At 72.1% G+C, this 15,973-nt stretch carries 10 protein-coding genes; 4 read left to right on the plus strand and 6 right to left on the minus strand.

The features are described from left to right. Window positions 1-3: 3 nt before the first annotated feature. Window positions 4-1,416 (minus strand): CAP domain-containing protein, encoded by a 1,413-nt coding sequence (locus H295_RS0127765; RefSeq protein WP_020138630.1) that lies wholly within the window; start codon window positions 1,414-1,416, stop codon window positions 4-6. A gap of 69 nt (window positions 1,417-1,485) precedes the next feature. Next, the gene (locus tag H295_RS0127770) at window positions 1,486-2,709 is read right to left on the minus strand and encodes a serine hydrolase domain-containing protein (RefSeq protein ID WP_028809812.1); all 1,224 of its coding nucleotides are present in this window, start codon (window positions 2,707-2,709) and stop codon (window positions 1,486-1,488) included. Between the two features lie 92 nt (window positions 2,710-2,801). Between H295_RS0127770 and H295_RS0127775 the strand changes: the two genes are divergently transcribed. Genes H295_RS0127775 through H295_RS0127790 form a run of 4 tightly spaced genes read left to right on the plus strand, consistent with a single transcriptional unit; the run spans window position 2,802 to window position 9,362 of the window. Then, entirely contained in the window at window positions 2,802-3,980 is a 1,179-nt protein-coding gene (locus tag H295_RS0127775) for an ROK family transcriptional regulator (RefSeq protein WP_020138632.1), read from the plus strand. Window positions 3,981-4,009: 29 nt separating this feature from the next. Further along, window positions 4,010-5,797 (plus strand): alpha-galactosidase D, encoded by a 1,788-nt coding sequence (locus H295_RS0127780; RefSeq protein WP_020138633.1) that lies wholly within the window; start codon window positions 4,010-4,012, stop codon window positions 5,795-5,797. Between the two features lie 20 nt (window positions 5,798-5,817). Continuing rightward, window positions 5,818-8,160, plus strand: coding sequence for a glycosyl hydrolase family 95 catalytic domain-containing protein (locus H295_RS0127785; protein WP_020138634.1), 2,343 nt, complete (start codon window positions 5,818-5,820; stop codon window positions 8,158-8,160). Next, window positions 8,157-9,362: an SGNH/GDSL hydrolase family protein gene (locus tag H295_RS0127790; RefSeq protein ID WP_020138635.1), complete on the plus strand. Its 1,206-nt coding sequence runs from the start codon at window positions 8,157-8,159 to the stop codon at window positions 9,360-9,362. Before H295_RS0127785 ends, H295_RS0127790 begins: the two co-directional genes overlap by 4 nt. On the opposite strand, the gene H295_RS0127795 is transcribed toward H295_RS0127790, so the two are convergent. The 4 genes from H295_RS0127795 to H295_RS0127810 form a co-directional block, all read right to left on the minus strand. Beyond that, window positions 9,359-12,301 carry a helix-turn-helix transcriptional regulator gene (locus H295_RS0127795; protein WP_020138636.1) on the minus strand — a complete coding sequence of 981 codons (2,943 nt, stop codon included), beginning with the start codon at window positions 12,299-12,301 and terminating at the stop codon, window positions 9,359-9,361. The two genes, H295_RS0127790 and H295_RS0127795, sit on opposite strands and share 4 nt — an antisense overlap. 113 nt (window positions 12,302-12,414) lie before the next feature. Beyond that, entirely contained in the window at window positions 12,415-12,768 is a 354-nt protein-coding gene (locus H295_RS0127800; RefSeq protein ID WP_020138637.1) for a UBP-type zinc finger domain-containing protein, read from the minus strand. Further along, a complete protein-coding gene (locus tag H295_RS0127805) occupies window positions 12,765-14,225 on the minus strand; it encodes an ATP-binding protein (protein ID WP_028809813.1) in 1,461 nt (486 codons plus the stop codon). Before H295_RS0127805 ends, H295_RS0127800 begins: the two co-directional genes overlap by 4 nt. After that, window positions 14,222-15,898: an FAD-dependent oxidoreductase gene (locus H295_RS0127810; RefSeq protein ID WP_020138639.1), complete on the minus strand. Its 1,677-nt coding sequence runs from the start codon at window positions 15,896-15,898 to the stop codon at window positions 14,222-14,224. Before H295_RS0127810 ends, H295_RS0127805 begins: the two co-directional genes overlap by 4 nt. Between the last annotated feature and the right edge of the window lie 75 nt (window positions 15,899-15,973).

Genomic DNA, 15,973 nt, shown 5'->3' on the forward strand with positions numbered 1-15,973 from the left:
GAGTCAGCCGCCGAACAGCTGCGTCCAGTACGTGCCCGCCGGACCGCCGCCCGCGAAGCCGACGCCGATGTGGGTGAAGCCGGGCTTCAGGATGTTGGCGCGGTGCCCGGGGCTGTTCATCCAGCCCTCGACCACCTCGGCGGCCGACCGCTGTCCGCACGCGATGTTCTCCCCGATCGAGCGCCGGGTCGAGCCCGCGGCGGCGGCCCGGTCCCAGGGCTGGGTGCCCTCGGGCGAGGTGTGCGAGTAGAAGGCTCGGGCCGCCATGTCGGTGCTGTACGCCTGCGCGGCCTGCGCGAGACACGGATCGGCGGCGAGGGGCGGCAGACCGGCGCCGGTGCGCTCACGGTTGGTGAGGACGACCACCTCGTCGACGGTCCGGGCGAGATCGGCGGCGGTGAGCGGCCTGGCCCACAACGCCGTCCAGTACGTGTCGCCGGAGCGCCCCCCGGAGACGTACGCCAGGCCGGCGTCCGTGAAGGCGGGGTCGTGCAGGGTCCGCCGGGGCTGCTCGGTGCGCAGGCAGTACTCGACGAACTCGGGCACGTTGCGCGGACCGGAGACGAGGTGCTCGCCGACGGTGACATATGTGTACCCGGTGGTGGTGACCCGCTGGAACACGGAGACGCCGTCCGGCCCCTCGACGTCGAGGCGTCCCGCGGAGGCCATCGCGGAGGCGTGGGCGTGGGCAGCTCGGGTCAGGCGGGGGTCGACGGCGACCGGGGGCGAACCGGCCTTGCTGCGCGCCGAGTCGACCAGGGCCAGGAAGGTGTCCAGGTCGGGGGAGAGCGCGGGGGAGGGGAGCGTGGGGACTCTGCGGGCCGGGGGAGCGGGCCGTGCCGGAGGAGTCGCAGGTGCCGCAGGTGTGGGAGGGGTCGGAGGGGCGGGAGGTCCCGGATACGGCACCGACGCGCCGGCCCCCGTGGTCGCCGGTGTCTCGTCCGCCACCTCCACGCCGAAGTCCCGCGCCAGACCCCCGAGTCCGTCCGCGTACCCCTGCCCCAGCGCCCGCAGCTTCCAGCCGTCGCCCCGGCGGTAGATCTCCGCGAGCAGCAGCACCGTCTCCTGCCGTGGCCGCGGTGGCGTGAACCGGGCCAGGGCCCCGCCGCCCACGCGGGAGACCTCCAGAACCGGGACGGGCAGCCGGTCCAGGGGAGTGGCGGGGTCGGCCGGGCTCACGACCACCGTGACCCGGACGGCGTCCGCACGCAGGCGGCGCGGATCGACGGTCAGCGTGTCGCCCGACAGGCGGGCGCCGGGAGCCGAGGGCTGGTTGTAGAAGACGAAGTCGGCGTCGCCGCGGACCCTGCCGCCCTCGTCCGTGACGAGCGCGGACACATCGAAGGGACCGGCCACCCGCACGGTGACGGCCCCTTCGGGGAGGTGCAGATTGCCCCCGGGTACCAACTCGCTCATCGTGCCGCCCTGGTGTCGTCGTCCGCAGGGAGCAACGGCCGGCAGGCACCCGGGGTTCCCTGCCCGGACTCAGTCCAGCGGGACCGCCGGTGCCATGTCCTCGTGTCGCTCGACCGGCGCCCTGCCCCGCGGAGCCCGGCTCGCCGGGCTGCCGACAGCCTTCGTCGCCTTGCCGCAGAACGCGGAGTCCAGGGTGCGCAGCATGGTGTTGAGGACCGTGCCGTTGTTGGACGTGTTGGCGACCGCGGCCAGAGTCCGCTTGCCGTCCTTCGAGGCGAACGCGTAGGTGTAGAAGCCTTGCACGGCACCGGTGTGGCCGTACACCGAGACCCCGCACGACAGATCGCGGCGGCGCAGCCCGAGGCCGTACGCCTGACCCGTCCCCGAGGACGGCATCCACCGCTCCATCTGGGCCAGTTGGGCCGCCGAGGTGAGCCGCCCCCGGAGCAGCGCGGACAGGAAGGTGTCCAGGTCCCGGGTGCTGGAGATCAGCGCCCCCGCCCCCTGCGCCCACGACACGGTCTGCTCGGTCGCGTCGACGAGCGGCGCGCCCGCCTGGTCCGGAGTGAGATAGCCGCGGGCGTACCGGCCCGGGATCTTCGTGCCCGGGTGCACGTAGAACGTGTCGCTCAGCTTCAGCGGCCCGATGATCCGGTTCTGGTACTCGGTCCGCACCGGGTTCCCGGTCAGCTTCTCGACCAGCATCCCGGCGATCACGAAGTTGGTGTTCGAGTACGAGTACACCGCGCCCGGCGCGCTCGTGCGCGGCTTGCGCAGCGAGAGCTTGACCAGCTCCCCGGGGGTGAAGACCCGGTTGCGGACCGCCTCGAACCCCGGGACCGTCCTGGCGAACATGTCGTTGGTGTAGTCGTACAGCCCGCTGCGGTGGCCCAGGACCTGCCGCACCGTGATCCGGTCGTCGGGCAGCAGCCCCGGCAGATAGCGGTTGACCGGCGCGTCGAGCGTCAGCTTCTTCTCGTCGACCAGTTGGAGCAGCACCACGGTGGTGAACGTCTTGGTGACACTGCCGATGCGGAACCGGTCGGTGTCGTCCATCGCCCGCGCGGTCCCGCGGTCCGCGACCCCGGCGGCGGCCCGGAACACCGTGCCGCGGTCCTCGACCCGGACCATCGCACCCGGCGCGCCCTGGGCCAGCGCGGAACGCAACACGCCGCGCAGACCGGCGAGATCCACTGCGGGTCCGGTGGTCGACTCGGCCTGCGCGGGGCTCGCGAGCAGGGGCAGCAGAACCGCTCCGGCCACCGTCCCGACGAGCACTCTCACTGATGTCATCCGGCTCTTCTCCTTGGCTGAGCACAGCAACGGCACAGGCGATTCTGCTTCTTTTATTGACGTCGGAAAAGAATCCCCCTAGGTTCCCGACCATGCGCCCCACCTCCAGCGCCGAGACCTTTCCCGCCAACACCCCAGCCGCCTCACAGGTGTTCACCGCCGTCCTCTCCCACGGGCCCCTCGCCCGACTGGAGGTGTCCCGGCGTGTCGGACTGTCAGCGGCCGCCGTCACCAAGGCCGTCCGGCCTCTCATCGAGGCGGGCTACCTGGTGGAGGGCGCGGACGAGGAGGCCCGCCCCGCCCTCGGCCGGCCCGCCAACCTCGTCCGGGTGGACGGCGGACGGGCCCTGTTCATCGGCGTCAAGGTCACCGGCGACGAGATCATCGGCGTCCTCACCGACCTGTGCTGCCGTGTCCGGGGCGCCCGACACCTGCCCCTGCCGGACCGCGATCCCCGGACAGTCCTCTCGGGCGTCGCGGAACTCGTCCAGCAGCTCCTGGCCGCGACGGACGGCTCCACGGCCCCCGTCCTGGGCCTCGGCATAGCCGTCTCCGGCGACGTCGACCGGGGCGAGGGCACCGTGCGCTACTCGCCCTTCCTGGAGTGGCGAGACGTCCCGCTCGCCGAACTCGCCGGAATGACCACGGGACTGCCGGTCACCGTCGACAACGACGTACGCGCCCTGACGGTCGCCGAGCAGTGGTTCGGCGCCGGTGCGGGCCTGTCCGACTTCGCCGTCGTCACCGTCGGCGCCGGCATCGGCTGCGGACTCGTGGTGCACGGCCGGGTGGTCGCCGGGGCCCATGGAGTGGCCGGCGAGATCGGCCATGTGACCGTCGACCCGGCCGGCCCGCTCTGCCACTGCGGCAACCGCGGCTGCGTCGAGGCGATCGCGGGGGAGGCCGCGATCGTCCGGCAGGTGCGCGAGGCGACCGGCGTTCAACTCGCCCACCCGGCGGAGGCGTTGGCCCTGGCGCGCGAGGGCGTCGCCGGAGCCGGGGAGGTGTACGCCCGCGCCGGCGAGGCGATCGGCCGGGGCATCGCCACCGTCGCCAACCTCCTAGGCCCCGAACGCGTGATCATCTCCGGCGAGGGGCTCGCCGCCTACGACCTGTTCGCCGAGCAGATCCGCGACACCTTCGTCACGGCCGCGTTCGGCTCCGCCGCCCGGTGTGACGTAGTCACCCGTCCGCTGCCCTTCGAGGAGTGGGCACGCGGGGCCGCCGCCACCGCCATCCAGTCCTTCATCACCCCGGACAAGAGCCGATAACAACCCGCACCCCATTGGAGGTACGGCCCATGCGGTCATCCTCGTACTTCGCCATGCCCGCCAGAGCCCTGCTGGTGCTCGCCCTCACCGCGGTCGCGGTCCCCACCGCACACGCCGCCGACGCCCCCACACCCGCCCCCGCGCTCGCCGCCAAGCCCTACATGGGCTGGTCCAGCTGGAGCATGCAGTCCTCCAAGTACCCCGGCCTCAACCCGGACGGCGACTACAGCTACCTCACCGAGACCAACGTCCTCAAGCAGACCGACGCCCTGGCCGCCAAGCTGAAGAAGTACGGCTACGAGTACGTCAACATCGACGCCGGCTGGTGGATGGACAAGAGCTGGAAGTCCGGCTTCGACCGGTACGGCCGCCAGAAGCCCGACCCGGTCCGCTTCCCCAGCGGCATGAAGGCCGTCGCCGACCGCATCCACGCCAAGGGCCTCAAGGCCGGCATCTACCTCCCGGCCGGTCTGGAGAAGGGGGCCTACGGGGACGGGACGACCCCGATCTGGAACGCCGCCGGCTGCACCACCGCCGACATCGTCTACGACGACCTGCGCACCACCAACGGCTGGGACAGTGCCTACAAGCTCGACTTCACCAAGCCCTGCACCAGCAAGTACATCGACTCCCAGGCCCAGTTGATCGCCGACTGGGGCTACGACTTCCTCAAGCTCGACGGCGTCGGCCCCGGGTCGGGCAAGAGCGGCGACCAGTACGACAACGTTGCCGACGTGGCCGCCTGGCACCGGGCCATAGCCGGCACGGGCCGCCCGATCCACCTGGAACTCTCCTGGTCCCTGGACATCGGACACGCCTCCGACTGGAAGACGTACTCCCAGGGCTGGCGCATCGACACGGACGTCGAGTGCTACTGCAACACCCTCGTCAGCTGGGAGAACTCGGTCGACGACCGCTGGGACGACACCCCGGCCTGGACCCGGCACGCCGGTCCCGGAGGCTGGAACGACCTCGACTCCCTCGACGTCGGCAACGGCGAGATGGACGGCCTCACCAAGGCCGAACGGCAGAGCTACGCCACCCTGTGGGCCATCGCCAAGTCCCCCCTCTACACCGGCGACGACCTCACCCGCCTCGACCCCTACGGCCTCTCCCTGCTGACCAACCGCGAGGTCATCGCCCTGAACCAGGGCCCCAACCCGCCCGCCCACCCGGTCACCCCGTCCGACCCGCAGCAGGTCTGGGCGTCGAAGAACCCCGACGGCACCTACACCGTCGCCCTGTTCAACCTCGCCGACGCCCCCGCCGCCGTCACCGCAGACTGGTCCACCCTCGGCTTCACAGGGAAGGCGGCCGTCCGCGACCTCTGGAACCACGAGAACCTCGGCACCTTCAAGAACAAGGTCACCCAGGCCCTGCCCGCCCACGGCTCCCGCCTCTTCACGGTCACCCCGCACGGCACCGCCCTCGCGTACACCGGCTACGAGGCCGAGTCCGCCACGAACACCCTCGCCGGCAACGCCTCCGTCGCCGACTGCTCCGCCTGCTCGAACGGAAAGAAGGTGGGCAACTTGTACCTCGGTGGCAAGCTGACCTTCAACGACGTGACGGTCGCCAAGGCCGGCACCTACCAGATCAAGATCTCCTACATCAGCGGCGACGCCCGCTCGGTGGACGTCTCGGCCAACGGGGGCGGCGCCACCCGCCACAAGCTCCCCGCCACCGGCGACTGGGGGACCGTCGCGAGCGTGTACGTGCCGGTGACGCTCAGGGCGGGCGCCAACACGATCACCTTCGACAGCGGCACCGACGGCTACGCGCCGGACATCGACCGGATCGACGTACCGAAGTCCTGACCGAGCCACCAGGAGCCGCCATGACCCCCACCCCCTCCAGACGCGGTGTCCTCGCGCTGACCGCAGCGCTCGCCGCCCTGCCCACCTTCACCGCGACCGCGGCACCCCAGCGGCCCACCGACGCACCCGCCCTCGAAGCCGACCCCCGCCACCGGCTCTGGTGGCAGGCCCCCGCCGACGAGCACTCGATGATCGAACAGGGCCTGCCCGTCGGCAACGGCCGCCTCGGCGCCCTCGCGAGCAACGACCCCGGCCGCGAACTCCTCCTCGTCACCGACGCCACGATGTGGACCGGCGGCCTCAACGACACCCTCGACGCCGACGGCCAGTTCCCCTACGGCCGCCAGGACTTCGGCTCCTTCACCCTGCTGGCCCGGCTCACCGTGGACCTCCCCGACCACGACCTGTCCACCGTCTCCGGCTACCGCCGCACCCTCGACCTCGACCGGGGCGTCAACGGCACCTCGTACGTCCGCTCCGGCGTCACCTACCGACGGGAGATCTTCGCCAGCCACCCCGACGACGTCATCGTCCTGCACTTCACCCAGAGCGGGGGAGGCCACTACACCGGCACCATCACCCTGGACGGCACGCACGGCGAACAGCCCGCGGTCTCCTTCGGGGCGGCCCTCCCGAACGGCCTGCGCTACGGCGCGGCGGTCACGGCGTACGGCAGCGGCGGCCGCGTCCGGGTGAACGGCCCGGACATCACCTTCGCCGGGTGCCGGGACCTGACCGTGGTGCTCAGCGGCGGCACCAACTACGCGCCCGACGCGGCGGCCGGCTTCCGCGACCCGTCCCTCGACCCCGAGCGGCTCGCCCGCACCAAGGTCCGGGCGGCGGCCCGGCACCCGGCGGCCACCCTGCTCCGCACCCACACGGCCGACCACCACGCCCAGTACGGGCGGTTGGGCCTCTCCCTCGGCACCTCCACCGCCGACCAGCGGGCCCTCGACACCTGGGAGCGGCTCCGGGCGCGCGCCCGGGACGGGGTGCCCGACCCCGAACTGGAGGCGCAGTACCTCCAGTTCGGCCGCTACCTGATGATCGCGGGATCGCGCGGCAGTCTGCCCCTGAACCTCCAGGGACTGTGGCTCGACGGCAACGACCCGGACTGGATGGGCGACTACCACACCGACATCAACCTCCAGATGAACTACTGGGCGGCCGACCGGACCGGCCTCTCCCCGTGCTTCGACGCGTTCACCGACTACTGCGTGGCCCAGCTCCCGTCCTGGACCGACCTCACCCGCAGGCTCTTCAACGACTCCCGCAACCGCTACCGCAACTCGACCGGGAAGAACGCGGGCTGGACGGTCGCCATCTCCACCAACCCCTTCGGTGGCGGCGGCTGGTGGTGGCACCCGGCGGGCAACGCCTGGCTGTGCAACTCCCTCTACGAGCACTACGAGTTCACCGCCTCGCGGGCCCATCTGGAGAAGATCTACCCCCTCCTGAAGGGCGCCTGTGAGTTCTGGGAGGCGCGGCTGCTGACCATGACCCTGCCCGGCACCTCGCGGGAGGTCCTGGTCGCCGACAGCGACTGGTCGCCCGAGCACGGCCCCCTCGACGCCAAGGGCATCACCTACGCCCAGGAACTCGTCTGGACCCTGTTCGGCAACTACTGCACTGCCGCCGCCGAGCTGAAGAAGGACACGGGGTTCGCCGCCACCGTCGCCGGCCTCCGCAAGCGCCTCCACCTCCCCGAGGTCAGCCCCACCACCGGCTGGCTGGAGGAGTGGATGTCCCCCGACAACCTCGGCGAGACCACCCACCGCCATCTGTCCCCGCTCGTCGGGCTGTTCCCCGGCGACCGCATCCGCCCCGACGGCTCCACCCCGGCCGACCTCGTCGAGGGCGCCACCGCCCTGCTCACCGCCCGCGGCATGGAGAGCTTCGGCTGGGCCAACGCCTGGCGCGCCCTGTGCTGGGCCCGGCTGAAGGACGCGGACAAGGCCTACCGGCTGGTGGCGACCAACCTCCGCCCCTCCACCGGCGGCGGCAACGGCACCGCCTTCAACCTCTTCGACATCTACGAAGTGGAAAAGGGCCGCGGAATCTTTCAGATCGACGCGAATCTGGGTACCCCCGCAGCGATGATCGAGATGCTGCTGTACTCCCGCCCCGGCCACCTGGAACTCCTGCCCGCCCTGCCCGACGCCTGGGCCGCCGCCGGCTCCCTCACCGGAGCGCCCGCCCGCGGCGGATTCGTCGTGGACCTGCACTGGCGTGCGGGGAAGCCGACCGAAGCCCGGATCCGCAGTACCGGCGGCCGCACCACGACGGTCGCCCACGCGGGAAGCACCCGGACGGTGACGCTGAAGCCGGGGGCCGCCGTCACCCTGAGGGGATTCGGCCGATGAGGGGCCGGACGGTCCGCCGCGCCCGCCTGCTCGCCGTCACGGTCGCGGCCGCCATGCTCCAGGCCACCCCCTCCCTCGCCGCGGTCGGCCCGCCCGACGGCGTGATCACCTGGGGCGCCAGTGCCTACCGCATCGGCGACTCGACCGCCGACCGCGGGTACCGCATGGTCGTCCACACCAGCGCCGGCGGCCGCGACCCGCGCGTGCGGCTCTCCAACGCGTTCGGGGACCGCCCGGTGACCTTCGACAGCGTCTACGCCGGCCTCCAACTGAAGGGACCCGACCTGGTACGCGGCAGCAACCGCCGGCTCACCTTCGACGGCGAGGCCTCCACGGTCGTGGAACCCGGCTCCACCGTCTACAGCGACCCGCTGCCGGGCAGCCTGCCCGCCGCCTCGGACCTGGTCGTCAGCCTCCACACCCCGGACGCGGCCGGCCCGGTCACCGGCCACGGCATGGCCCTGCAGACCTCGTACGCCACCCAGGGCGACCACACCGCCGAGGAGAGCGGCGCCCACTGGACCGACACCATCGGGTCCTGGTTCTACCTCGACGCCGTCTCGGTGCGCACGCCCGGCGCCACCGGTGCCGTCGTCGCCCTCGGCGACTCCATCACCGACGGCTGGCATTCCACCGGCGACCGGAACCGCCGCTGGCCCGACTACCTCGCCCGCCGCCTCCAGAAGGCGCACACCACCGTCAAGGGCGTGGCCGACGAGGGGATCTCCAGCAACAAGGTACTGGCCGACGGCGGCGGGCCCAGCGCCCTGAACCGGCTCGACCGGGACGTCCTGTCCCAGCCGGGCGTGCGCACCGTGTTCCTCTTCGAGGGCGTCAACGACCTCAAGGCCCACAGCGGCGTCACCGCACAGGACCTCGTCGCCGGCTACCGCCGGATCGTCGACCGGGCCCACGACGCCGGGAAATGTGTCGTCGTCTCCACCATCGCCCCCTTCAAGGGCTGGTCCGAGTGGGACCCGCCCGCCGAAGCCGTACGGCAGCAGGTCAACGACTTCATCCGGGGCCACCGGGAGGAGTTCGACGGCGTCACCGACTTCGACCGCGTCCTGCGCAGCCCCTACGACCCCGAGCGGATGCTCCCGTTCCTCGACGGCGGGGACCACATCCACCCCAACGACAAGGGAATGCAGGCCATGGCGGACTCAGTCGACCTCAACTCCCTGGAATGCGCCCGTCGTTAGTCACGGACCGGCGTCTCCGGGACGATCAGCCCCTGCCGGTAGGCCACCGCAACGGCCTCGGTGCGGCTCGCCGCACCCAGCTTGGCGAGGATGTTGGAGACATGCACGCTGGCCGTCTTGCCGGTGATGAACAGCTCCTCGCCGATCTGCCGGTTGCTGCGCCCCCGGGCGAGCAACCGCAGCACGTCCTGCTCACGCGCCGTGAGCAGCGACGCGCCGGCGGCCGGGGCCTCGGCCAGCCGGCCGCGCCGGATCAGCTCGTCCACCCGTTCGAGGAGGACCTTGGCGCCCAGCCGCGCGAACACCTCACGAGCGGCCAGCGCCTCGGCCGCGGCCTCCGCCCGCCGGTCGGCCGCGAGCAGGGCCTCGGCGTACCGCAGCCGGCAACGCGCCGGTTCGTACACGTCACCGAAGTCGAACGCTGCGACCGCCTTGGCCCACGCCTCGGGATCCGGCCCCGACACGGCCCGCTTCCACTCCGCCTCCGCCCGCGCCAGCCACGCCTGGCCCTCCGGACCCTGGGGCACCCCGTCGTGCACGGCGAGGGCCCTGGCCGACTCCACCAGCTCGCTCGCGGTCCCCGCCCACCCGCTCGCCCCTTCCTGGTCTCCCTTGAGACGCAGATCGGTAGCCCGGTCGGCGACCGCGGACAGGGCTAGGGCCGCCAGCCGGACGGTGACATGGGGACGCGTTCCGGCGTCGTCGGTGAGGACGCCGACCGTGGACCGCATCCGATCCACAGCGGCCTCCGCGTCGCCCTGCAGCACCGCCGCCTCGATCAGCGCGATGCCCGCGACCAGTGCGGCCATCCAGTCGAACGGCCCCTCCAACAGGCTCCGAGCCCGGTCGGCGGCCCTGAAGTCACCGCGCGCGAGCGCCACATAGAGCGCGGGCCCGACCCGGTACCCCCCGGCCGCGGGCAGCACCTGAGCATCGTCGGCCGCCGCCCGGACACAGTCGTCCCAGCGACCCAGCGTGTACAGCACCAGCAGCTGGAGATAGCGCATCTCCATCGGATACGGCGACGACAGCAGCCCGGCCCGACGCGCGCGGTCGAGGCCCTCCGTGATCCACGGCAGGCACTCCTCGAGGTGCCCGGACTCGTAGGTGCCGACGGCGAGGTTGAACAGCGCGCGCATCTCCACCGGAGCGTTCCCGGAGCTGCGCGCCAGGTCCCGCGCCCGCCGCAGCCGCTCCCGCCCCTCCACCGAGCGACGGCCGTCGCCCTCGATGACCGCCAGGGAGATCAGCAGATCCGCCTGGGCGTCGGCCACGTCCAGCTCCTCCGCCCTGCTCAGGGCCTGCCGGGCGACCCGCCGCGCGGTCTCGTTCTCCCCGACATGGCGGGCGGCCAGCACATGGGTCGCCGCGGCCCAGACCCAGGTACGGGACGGGGGCTCGGCGGGGATCATGGCGAGCGCCTCGCTGCTGTAGGCGAAGGCCGCGGTGAGGTTGTCGACGCTCATCAGATTGCCGGCGAGGGTGTACCGCACCCGGGCGGCGAGTTCGGAGTCCGTCTCCTGGCCGGCACCGGCGAGCGCGGCCCGCGTGAGCGAGACGGCCCGGTGCAGCTCGCCGGTGTGCGCGGCGGCGGCCGAGGCCCGCAGCATCAACCGGACCCGGTCCACCCCCTCGCCGGTGGGCCGAGCCGACGGCTCCACCGCCGACCACAGATCCAGCGCCGCCTCCAGATGCCGTAGTTCCTCGGCGGGCGCCCCCACCCGCTGGGCGTGGTCCGCCGCCTCCAGCGAAGCGGCGAGCGCGGACGCCAGGTCATGGCTCTCCCGGTAGTGGTGGGCCCGCTCCGCCGCGCTCTCGGCCCGCGGCCCGCGCTCTTCGATCAGCCGGGCGAACGCCCCGTGCAACCGCGCCCGCTCACCCGGCAGCAGATCGGCGTACACGGCCTCCCGGGCCAGCGCATGCCGGAACGCGTAGGTGTCCCCCTCACCCGGCACCAGCAGCTGCCGTCCGATGGCCTCCCGCAGCGCCCCCTCCAACTCCTCCTCCGGCAGTCCTACGGCGTCCCGCAGCAGGTCGTGCTCGACGCGCCGCCCGGCCACGGCGGCGGTGCGCAGCACCTGCTGAGCGGTGTCGGACAGCTGCTCGAAGCGGATCAGCAGCACATCCGCGAGCCCGCTCGGCACTCCGCCGTCCCCGCTCCCGGTCGCGGCGAGCAGTTCCTCGGCGTAGAAGGCGTTGCCCTCCGCGCGCTCGACGATCCGCCGCACGGTGGTGTCGGACAGCGGCCCCTCCCGCAGGGCCCGCACCAGCCGGGCCACCTCGGCGTCCGGCATCGGCCGCAGCTCCAGCCGCTCCACGGCGGGCAGCCGCACCAGCTCGGCGAGCAGCGGCCGCAACGGATGCCGCCGGTGCAGGTCGTCGGCGCGGTAGGAGGCGAGCACGGCCAGCCGATGGGTGGGCGCCCCGCCCGCCGACCGCTGGAGGATCCCCCGGCTGAGCAGGAACCGCAGCAGATCCCGCGACGACTGATCGGCCCAGTGCAGATCCTCCAGGACCAGGAGCAGGGGAGCGATGTCCGCGAGATCGGCGAGCAGCCCGGCGATCCCCTCGAACAACCGCAGCCGGTCACCGGCCTCGTCGGTGGAGCCGCCCCCCATGAGCCGCTCCACCACGGGATACGCACCGAGCGCCGACGCGAACCGCTCGTCCTGCGCGACCGCCCCCAACACCTCGGTGAACGGCAGATAGGGCAACCCGACGTCCCCGAGATCGACACAGTGCCCGGTGAGCACGGTCATCGCGTCCGCAGCGGCCCGCCCCATCACCTCGTCCAGCAGCCGCGTCTTACCGACCCCGGCGTCTCCGGCGACGAGAACAGCCCGGGCTTCCCCGCCCCTGGCCCGCTCCAGCACACTGGTCAGCCCGGCAAGCTCGTCGTCCCGTCCGATGATCGGCGTACTGCTGGAGATCTGCGACACAAGAACATCCTGGCACTCGACGCTGACAGCGCAATGATCCACCCAGGGGCGCGAGGAACTGCGCGACCAGCCACGACGTACCCGCAGCCGCCGTCAAACAGGTCGCCCCGAGCTCATCGGCGCAACGTCCGAGCCCAATCGTCCGGCACCCGCCCCGCAGGCCCCGGAGACGGCTGAGACCGAGGATGACTCGCCGGCGGAGCCAACCCCGGCCCCGCCTCGAACATCTCCTCCGTCTCGAAGTTCCAGAACCACTCCTCACCCGGCTCGAAGCTCCGCGCCAGCGGATGCCCGGTCTCCCGGAAGTGCCCGCTCGCGTGCTGACCGGGAGAGGAGTCGCAGCACCCCACGTGCCCGCACTGCGCACAGCGCCGCAGATGGAACCACCATCCGCCCGCCGCGTCGCACTCCACGCACCCGTCCCCGCTCGGCGGCACGCTCGGGTCGATCCCCTTGATGTCGGTCACTCCGGCTCCTCGGTCGTCTCGTCGGGGTCCACGGCGGTCAGCGGAAGCAGCACCTGGAAGCGGGTGTCACCCGGCGTCGACTCCACCTGGAGCGTCCCGTGGTGCTTGTTGACCACGATCCGCCAGGAGATGTCGAGCCCGAGTCCCGTCCCCTCGCCCACCGGCTTGGTGGTGAAGAAGGGGTCGAAGATCCGCCCGCGGATGTCCGCAGGCACCCCCGGCCCGGTGTCCCGGAACTCCACCAGCAGCCGGTCGTGCTCCAGCGCGGTCCGGACGGTCAACGTCCCTTCCCCGCCTGCGCTGTTGATGGCCTGGACCGCGTTGTCGATCAGGTTCGTCCACACCTGGTTGAGCTCGGCGGGGTAGGCCGGGATCCTCGGCAGCGTCCGGTCGTACTCCTTGACGACCTTGATCTGCTGCCCGATCTTCCCGGACAGCATCAGCAGGGTGCTGTCGAGGAGTTCGTGGACGTCGGCCACCTGGTAGGGCGCCCGGTCCAGCTGGGAGTACTGCTTGGCCGCGTCGACGAGGTGCGAGATGCGGGCCGTGGAGTCGTTGATCTCGTCCATCAACAGCTCGGTCTCGACGGTGTAGTTGAGCCAGCCGATCGCGTTCGGCAGCATCTCCTCGTCGAGGGCGGCCGCGACCTGGTCCAGCCAGTCGACGTCAAGGCCGGCCTGCACGAAGGTGGGCGCGATCCGCCAGCCCTCCTGGATGCCGTGGTCGTCGAGCCAGTCGCCGAGCGCGTCCTCCCGGTCGGAGGCCTCCAGCGGGCTGAGCGTCGGTGCCTTGGCGACCCGTTCGGCCGTGCGTTCCTGGATGTCGATGAGGTTCGCCATCACCTCGGGGCTGTACGAGCCCTGGGCGATGATGCCGAGCTTGTGGCGCATCTTGCCCACCCGCTCGCGCAGGGTCGCCGTGGCCCGCACGGCCGCCGCGGCCGGGTTGTTGAGCTCATGGGTGAGACCGGCCGACAACGAGCCGAGCGCCAGCAGCCGTTCCCGCTGGCCGATGGCCCGCTGGGTGTTCTTCGAACCGAAGAAGAGCCCCTCCAGCAGATGGACCGCCATCGGGAACCATTCCTGCATGAAGTCCGAGAACGTCTCCGCGGGCAGTACGAAGAACCGCGAAGGCTCAGTGACCCGCATGGAGTTGTTGTACGTCTGCTGCACCCGGTCGCCCAGGTACGCCTGCATGGACCCCGAGTACACCCCGCGCTGCGAGGTGCGGCTGACCTCCACGTCGTCGCCGCCGACCCGGCGGGAGAGCACGACCGTGCCCTCGATCATCACGTAGAAGCAGGTGGCCGGTTCACCTTCGCTGTACACCGGACCGGGTTCGAACTTCTCGACCCGCCCCGCCGCGCACAACTGGCCCAGCTGCTCGGGGGACAGCTTCTCGAACAGGAACAGCGACCCGATCTCCCCGGGGCTGCACGGCATCAACTGCCCGCTCACGACTGCTCCAGGTACCGGTGGACGAGCATCACGGCCATGGCTCCCTCTCCGACGGCGGACGCGACCCGCTTCGCGGACTCGGCGCGTGCGTCGCCCGCGACGAACACGCCCGGAATGTTGGTCTCCAGGTGGTACGGCGGCCGGTCCAGCTCCCAGTTGGCCGGTGGCCGCCCGTCGGGGGTGAGGTCGGGCCCGGCCAGGATGAACCCGTGCTCGTCGCGCAGCACCGTGCCGTCCAGCCAGCCGGTGAGCGGGGCCGCACCGATGAACACGAACATCCACTGCGCGTCGACGCGTTCGGTCTCCCCGGTCCGGGTGTCGCGCAGGGTGAGCTGCTCCAGGTGGTCGGAGCCGTGCGCGGACTCGACGACGGTGTGCGGGCGGACCGAGATGTTGGGGGCGTCCTCGATCTGCTGGATCAGGTAGTGCGACATCGACGCGGCGAGGTCGGGGCCACGCACCAGCAGGGTCACCGACTTGGCGCCCCGCGACAGGTACATGGCCGCCTGCCCGGCCGAGTTGGCGCCGCCGACGATGTAGATGTCCTGGCCCTGGCAGGAGGCCGCCTCGGTCAGCGCCGAGCCGTAGTACACCCCGCAGCCGGTCAGGTCCGTGCAGCCGGGCGCCTCCAGCTGCCGGTAGGAGACACCGGTCGCCAGGATCACGCTGTGCGCGGCCACCGCCGACCCGTCCGAGAAGCGCACGGTACGGGCCGCGCCGTTGATCTCCAGGCCCGCCACCTCACGGGCGGTGAGGATCTCGGCGCCGAACTTGGCGGCCTGCCGCCGGGCCCGGTCGGTGAGCTGGCCGCCGGACACGCCGTCGGGGAAGCCCAGGTAGTTCTCGATCCGGGAACTCTGTCCGGCCTGCCCACCGGTCGCCGAGCGCTCCACGAGCACGGTCCGCAGGCCCTCCGAGGCCCCGTACACCGCGGCTCCGAGCCCGGCCGGGCCGCCGCCGATCACGACGAGGTCGTAGAAGTCGGCGGTCGGGGTCGTGGCCAGGCCGACATGGGCGGCCAGGTCGGGCGCCTCCGGCTCGACCAGGGGAGTGCCGTCCGGGGTGATCACCACCGGCAGCTGCTGCCCGTCCTGCCCCGCGGCGGTCAGCAGCCGCTGTCCCTCGGGCTCGTCGGTGGAGTACCAGCGGTACGGCACCTGGTTGCGGGCCAGGAACTCCCGGACGTCCGAGGAGCGCGCCGACCAGCGGTGCCCGATCACCTTGGTGGCCGGGACGGGCCGGTAGTCACTGGACCGCCATGCCTCCAGGAGGTCGTCGAGGACCGGGTACAGCTTCTCCTCGGGCGGGTCCCAGGGCTTGAGGAGGTAGTGGTCGAGGTCGACGACGTTGATCGCGTCGATCGCCGCGTTGGTGTCCGCGTACGCCGTCAGCAGCACGCGGCGGGCCCCCGGATACACGTCCAGGGCCTGTTCGAGGAACTCGATGCCGTTCATCTGCGGCATGCGGTAGTCGGCCAGGATCACCGCCACGAGGTCGCCGCGCAGCTTCAGCTCCCGCAGCGCCTCCAGCGCGGACTCGCCGGACTCCGCGCGCACGATCCGGTACGACTCGCCGTAGCGCCGCCGCAGGTCGCGGGCGACGGCACGGGAGACCCCCGGGTCGTCGTCCACGGTCAGGATGACGGTCCGCGCCGATTCGGCGGCCTGTGCCATACGTCTCCCCACCCCGGGCGGTCCGTGGGGGCACGGCGCCCCCCGTGGTCACCGGCCCGGTCCCGCCCATCGTAT

Source organism: Streptomyces sp. 351MFTsu5.1 (assembly GCF_000383655.1).
Lineage (GTDB): Bacteria > Actinomycetota > Actinomycetes > Streptomycetales > Streptomycetaceae > Streptomyces > Streptomyces griseorubiginosus.

Excerpts from the sequence above, each read along its gene's own strand:
- H295_RS0127765 (WP_020138630.1), bottom strand. The coding sequence starts at position 1,416 with ATGAGCGAGTTGGTACCCGGGGGCAATCTGCACCTCCCCGAAGGGGCC.
- H295_RS0127770 (WP_028809812.1), bottom strand. The coding sequence starts at position 2,709 with ATGACATCAGTGAGAGTGCTCGTCGGGACGGTGGCCGGAGCGGTTCTG.
- H295_RS0127775 (WP_020138632.1), top strand. The coding sequence starts at position 2,802 with ATGCGCCCCACCTCCAGCGCCGAGACCTTTCCCGCCAACACCCCAGCC.
- H295_RS0127780 (WP_020138633.1), top strand. The coding sequence starts at position 4,010 with ATGCGGTCATCCTCGTACTTCGCCATGCCCGCCAGAGCCCTGCTGGTG.
- H295_RS0127785 (WP_020138634.1), top strand. The coding sequence starts at position 5,818 with ATGACCCCCACCCCCTCCAGACGCGGTGTCCTCGCGCTGACCGCAGCG.
- H295_RS0127790 (WP_020138635.1), top strand. The coding sequence starts at position 8,157 with ATGAGGGGCCGGACGGTCCGCCGCGCCCGCCTGCTCGCCGTCACGGTC.
- H295_RS0127810 (WP_020138639.1), bottom strand. The coding sequence starts at position 15,898 with ATGGCACAGGCCGCCGAATCGGCGCGGACCGTCATCCTGACCGTGGAC.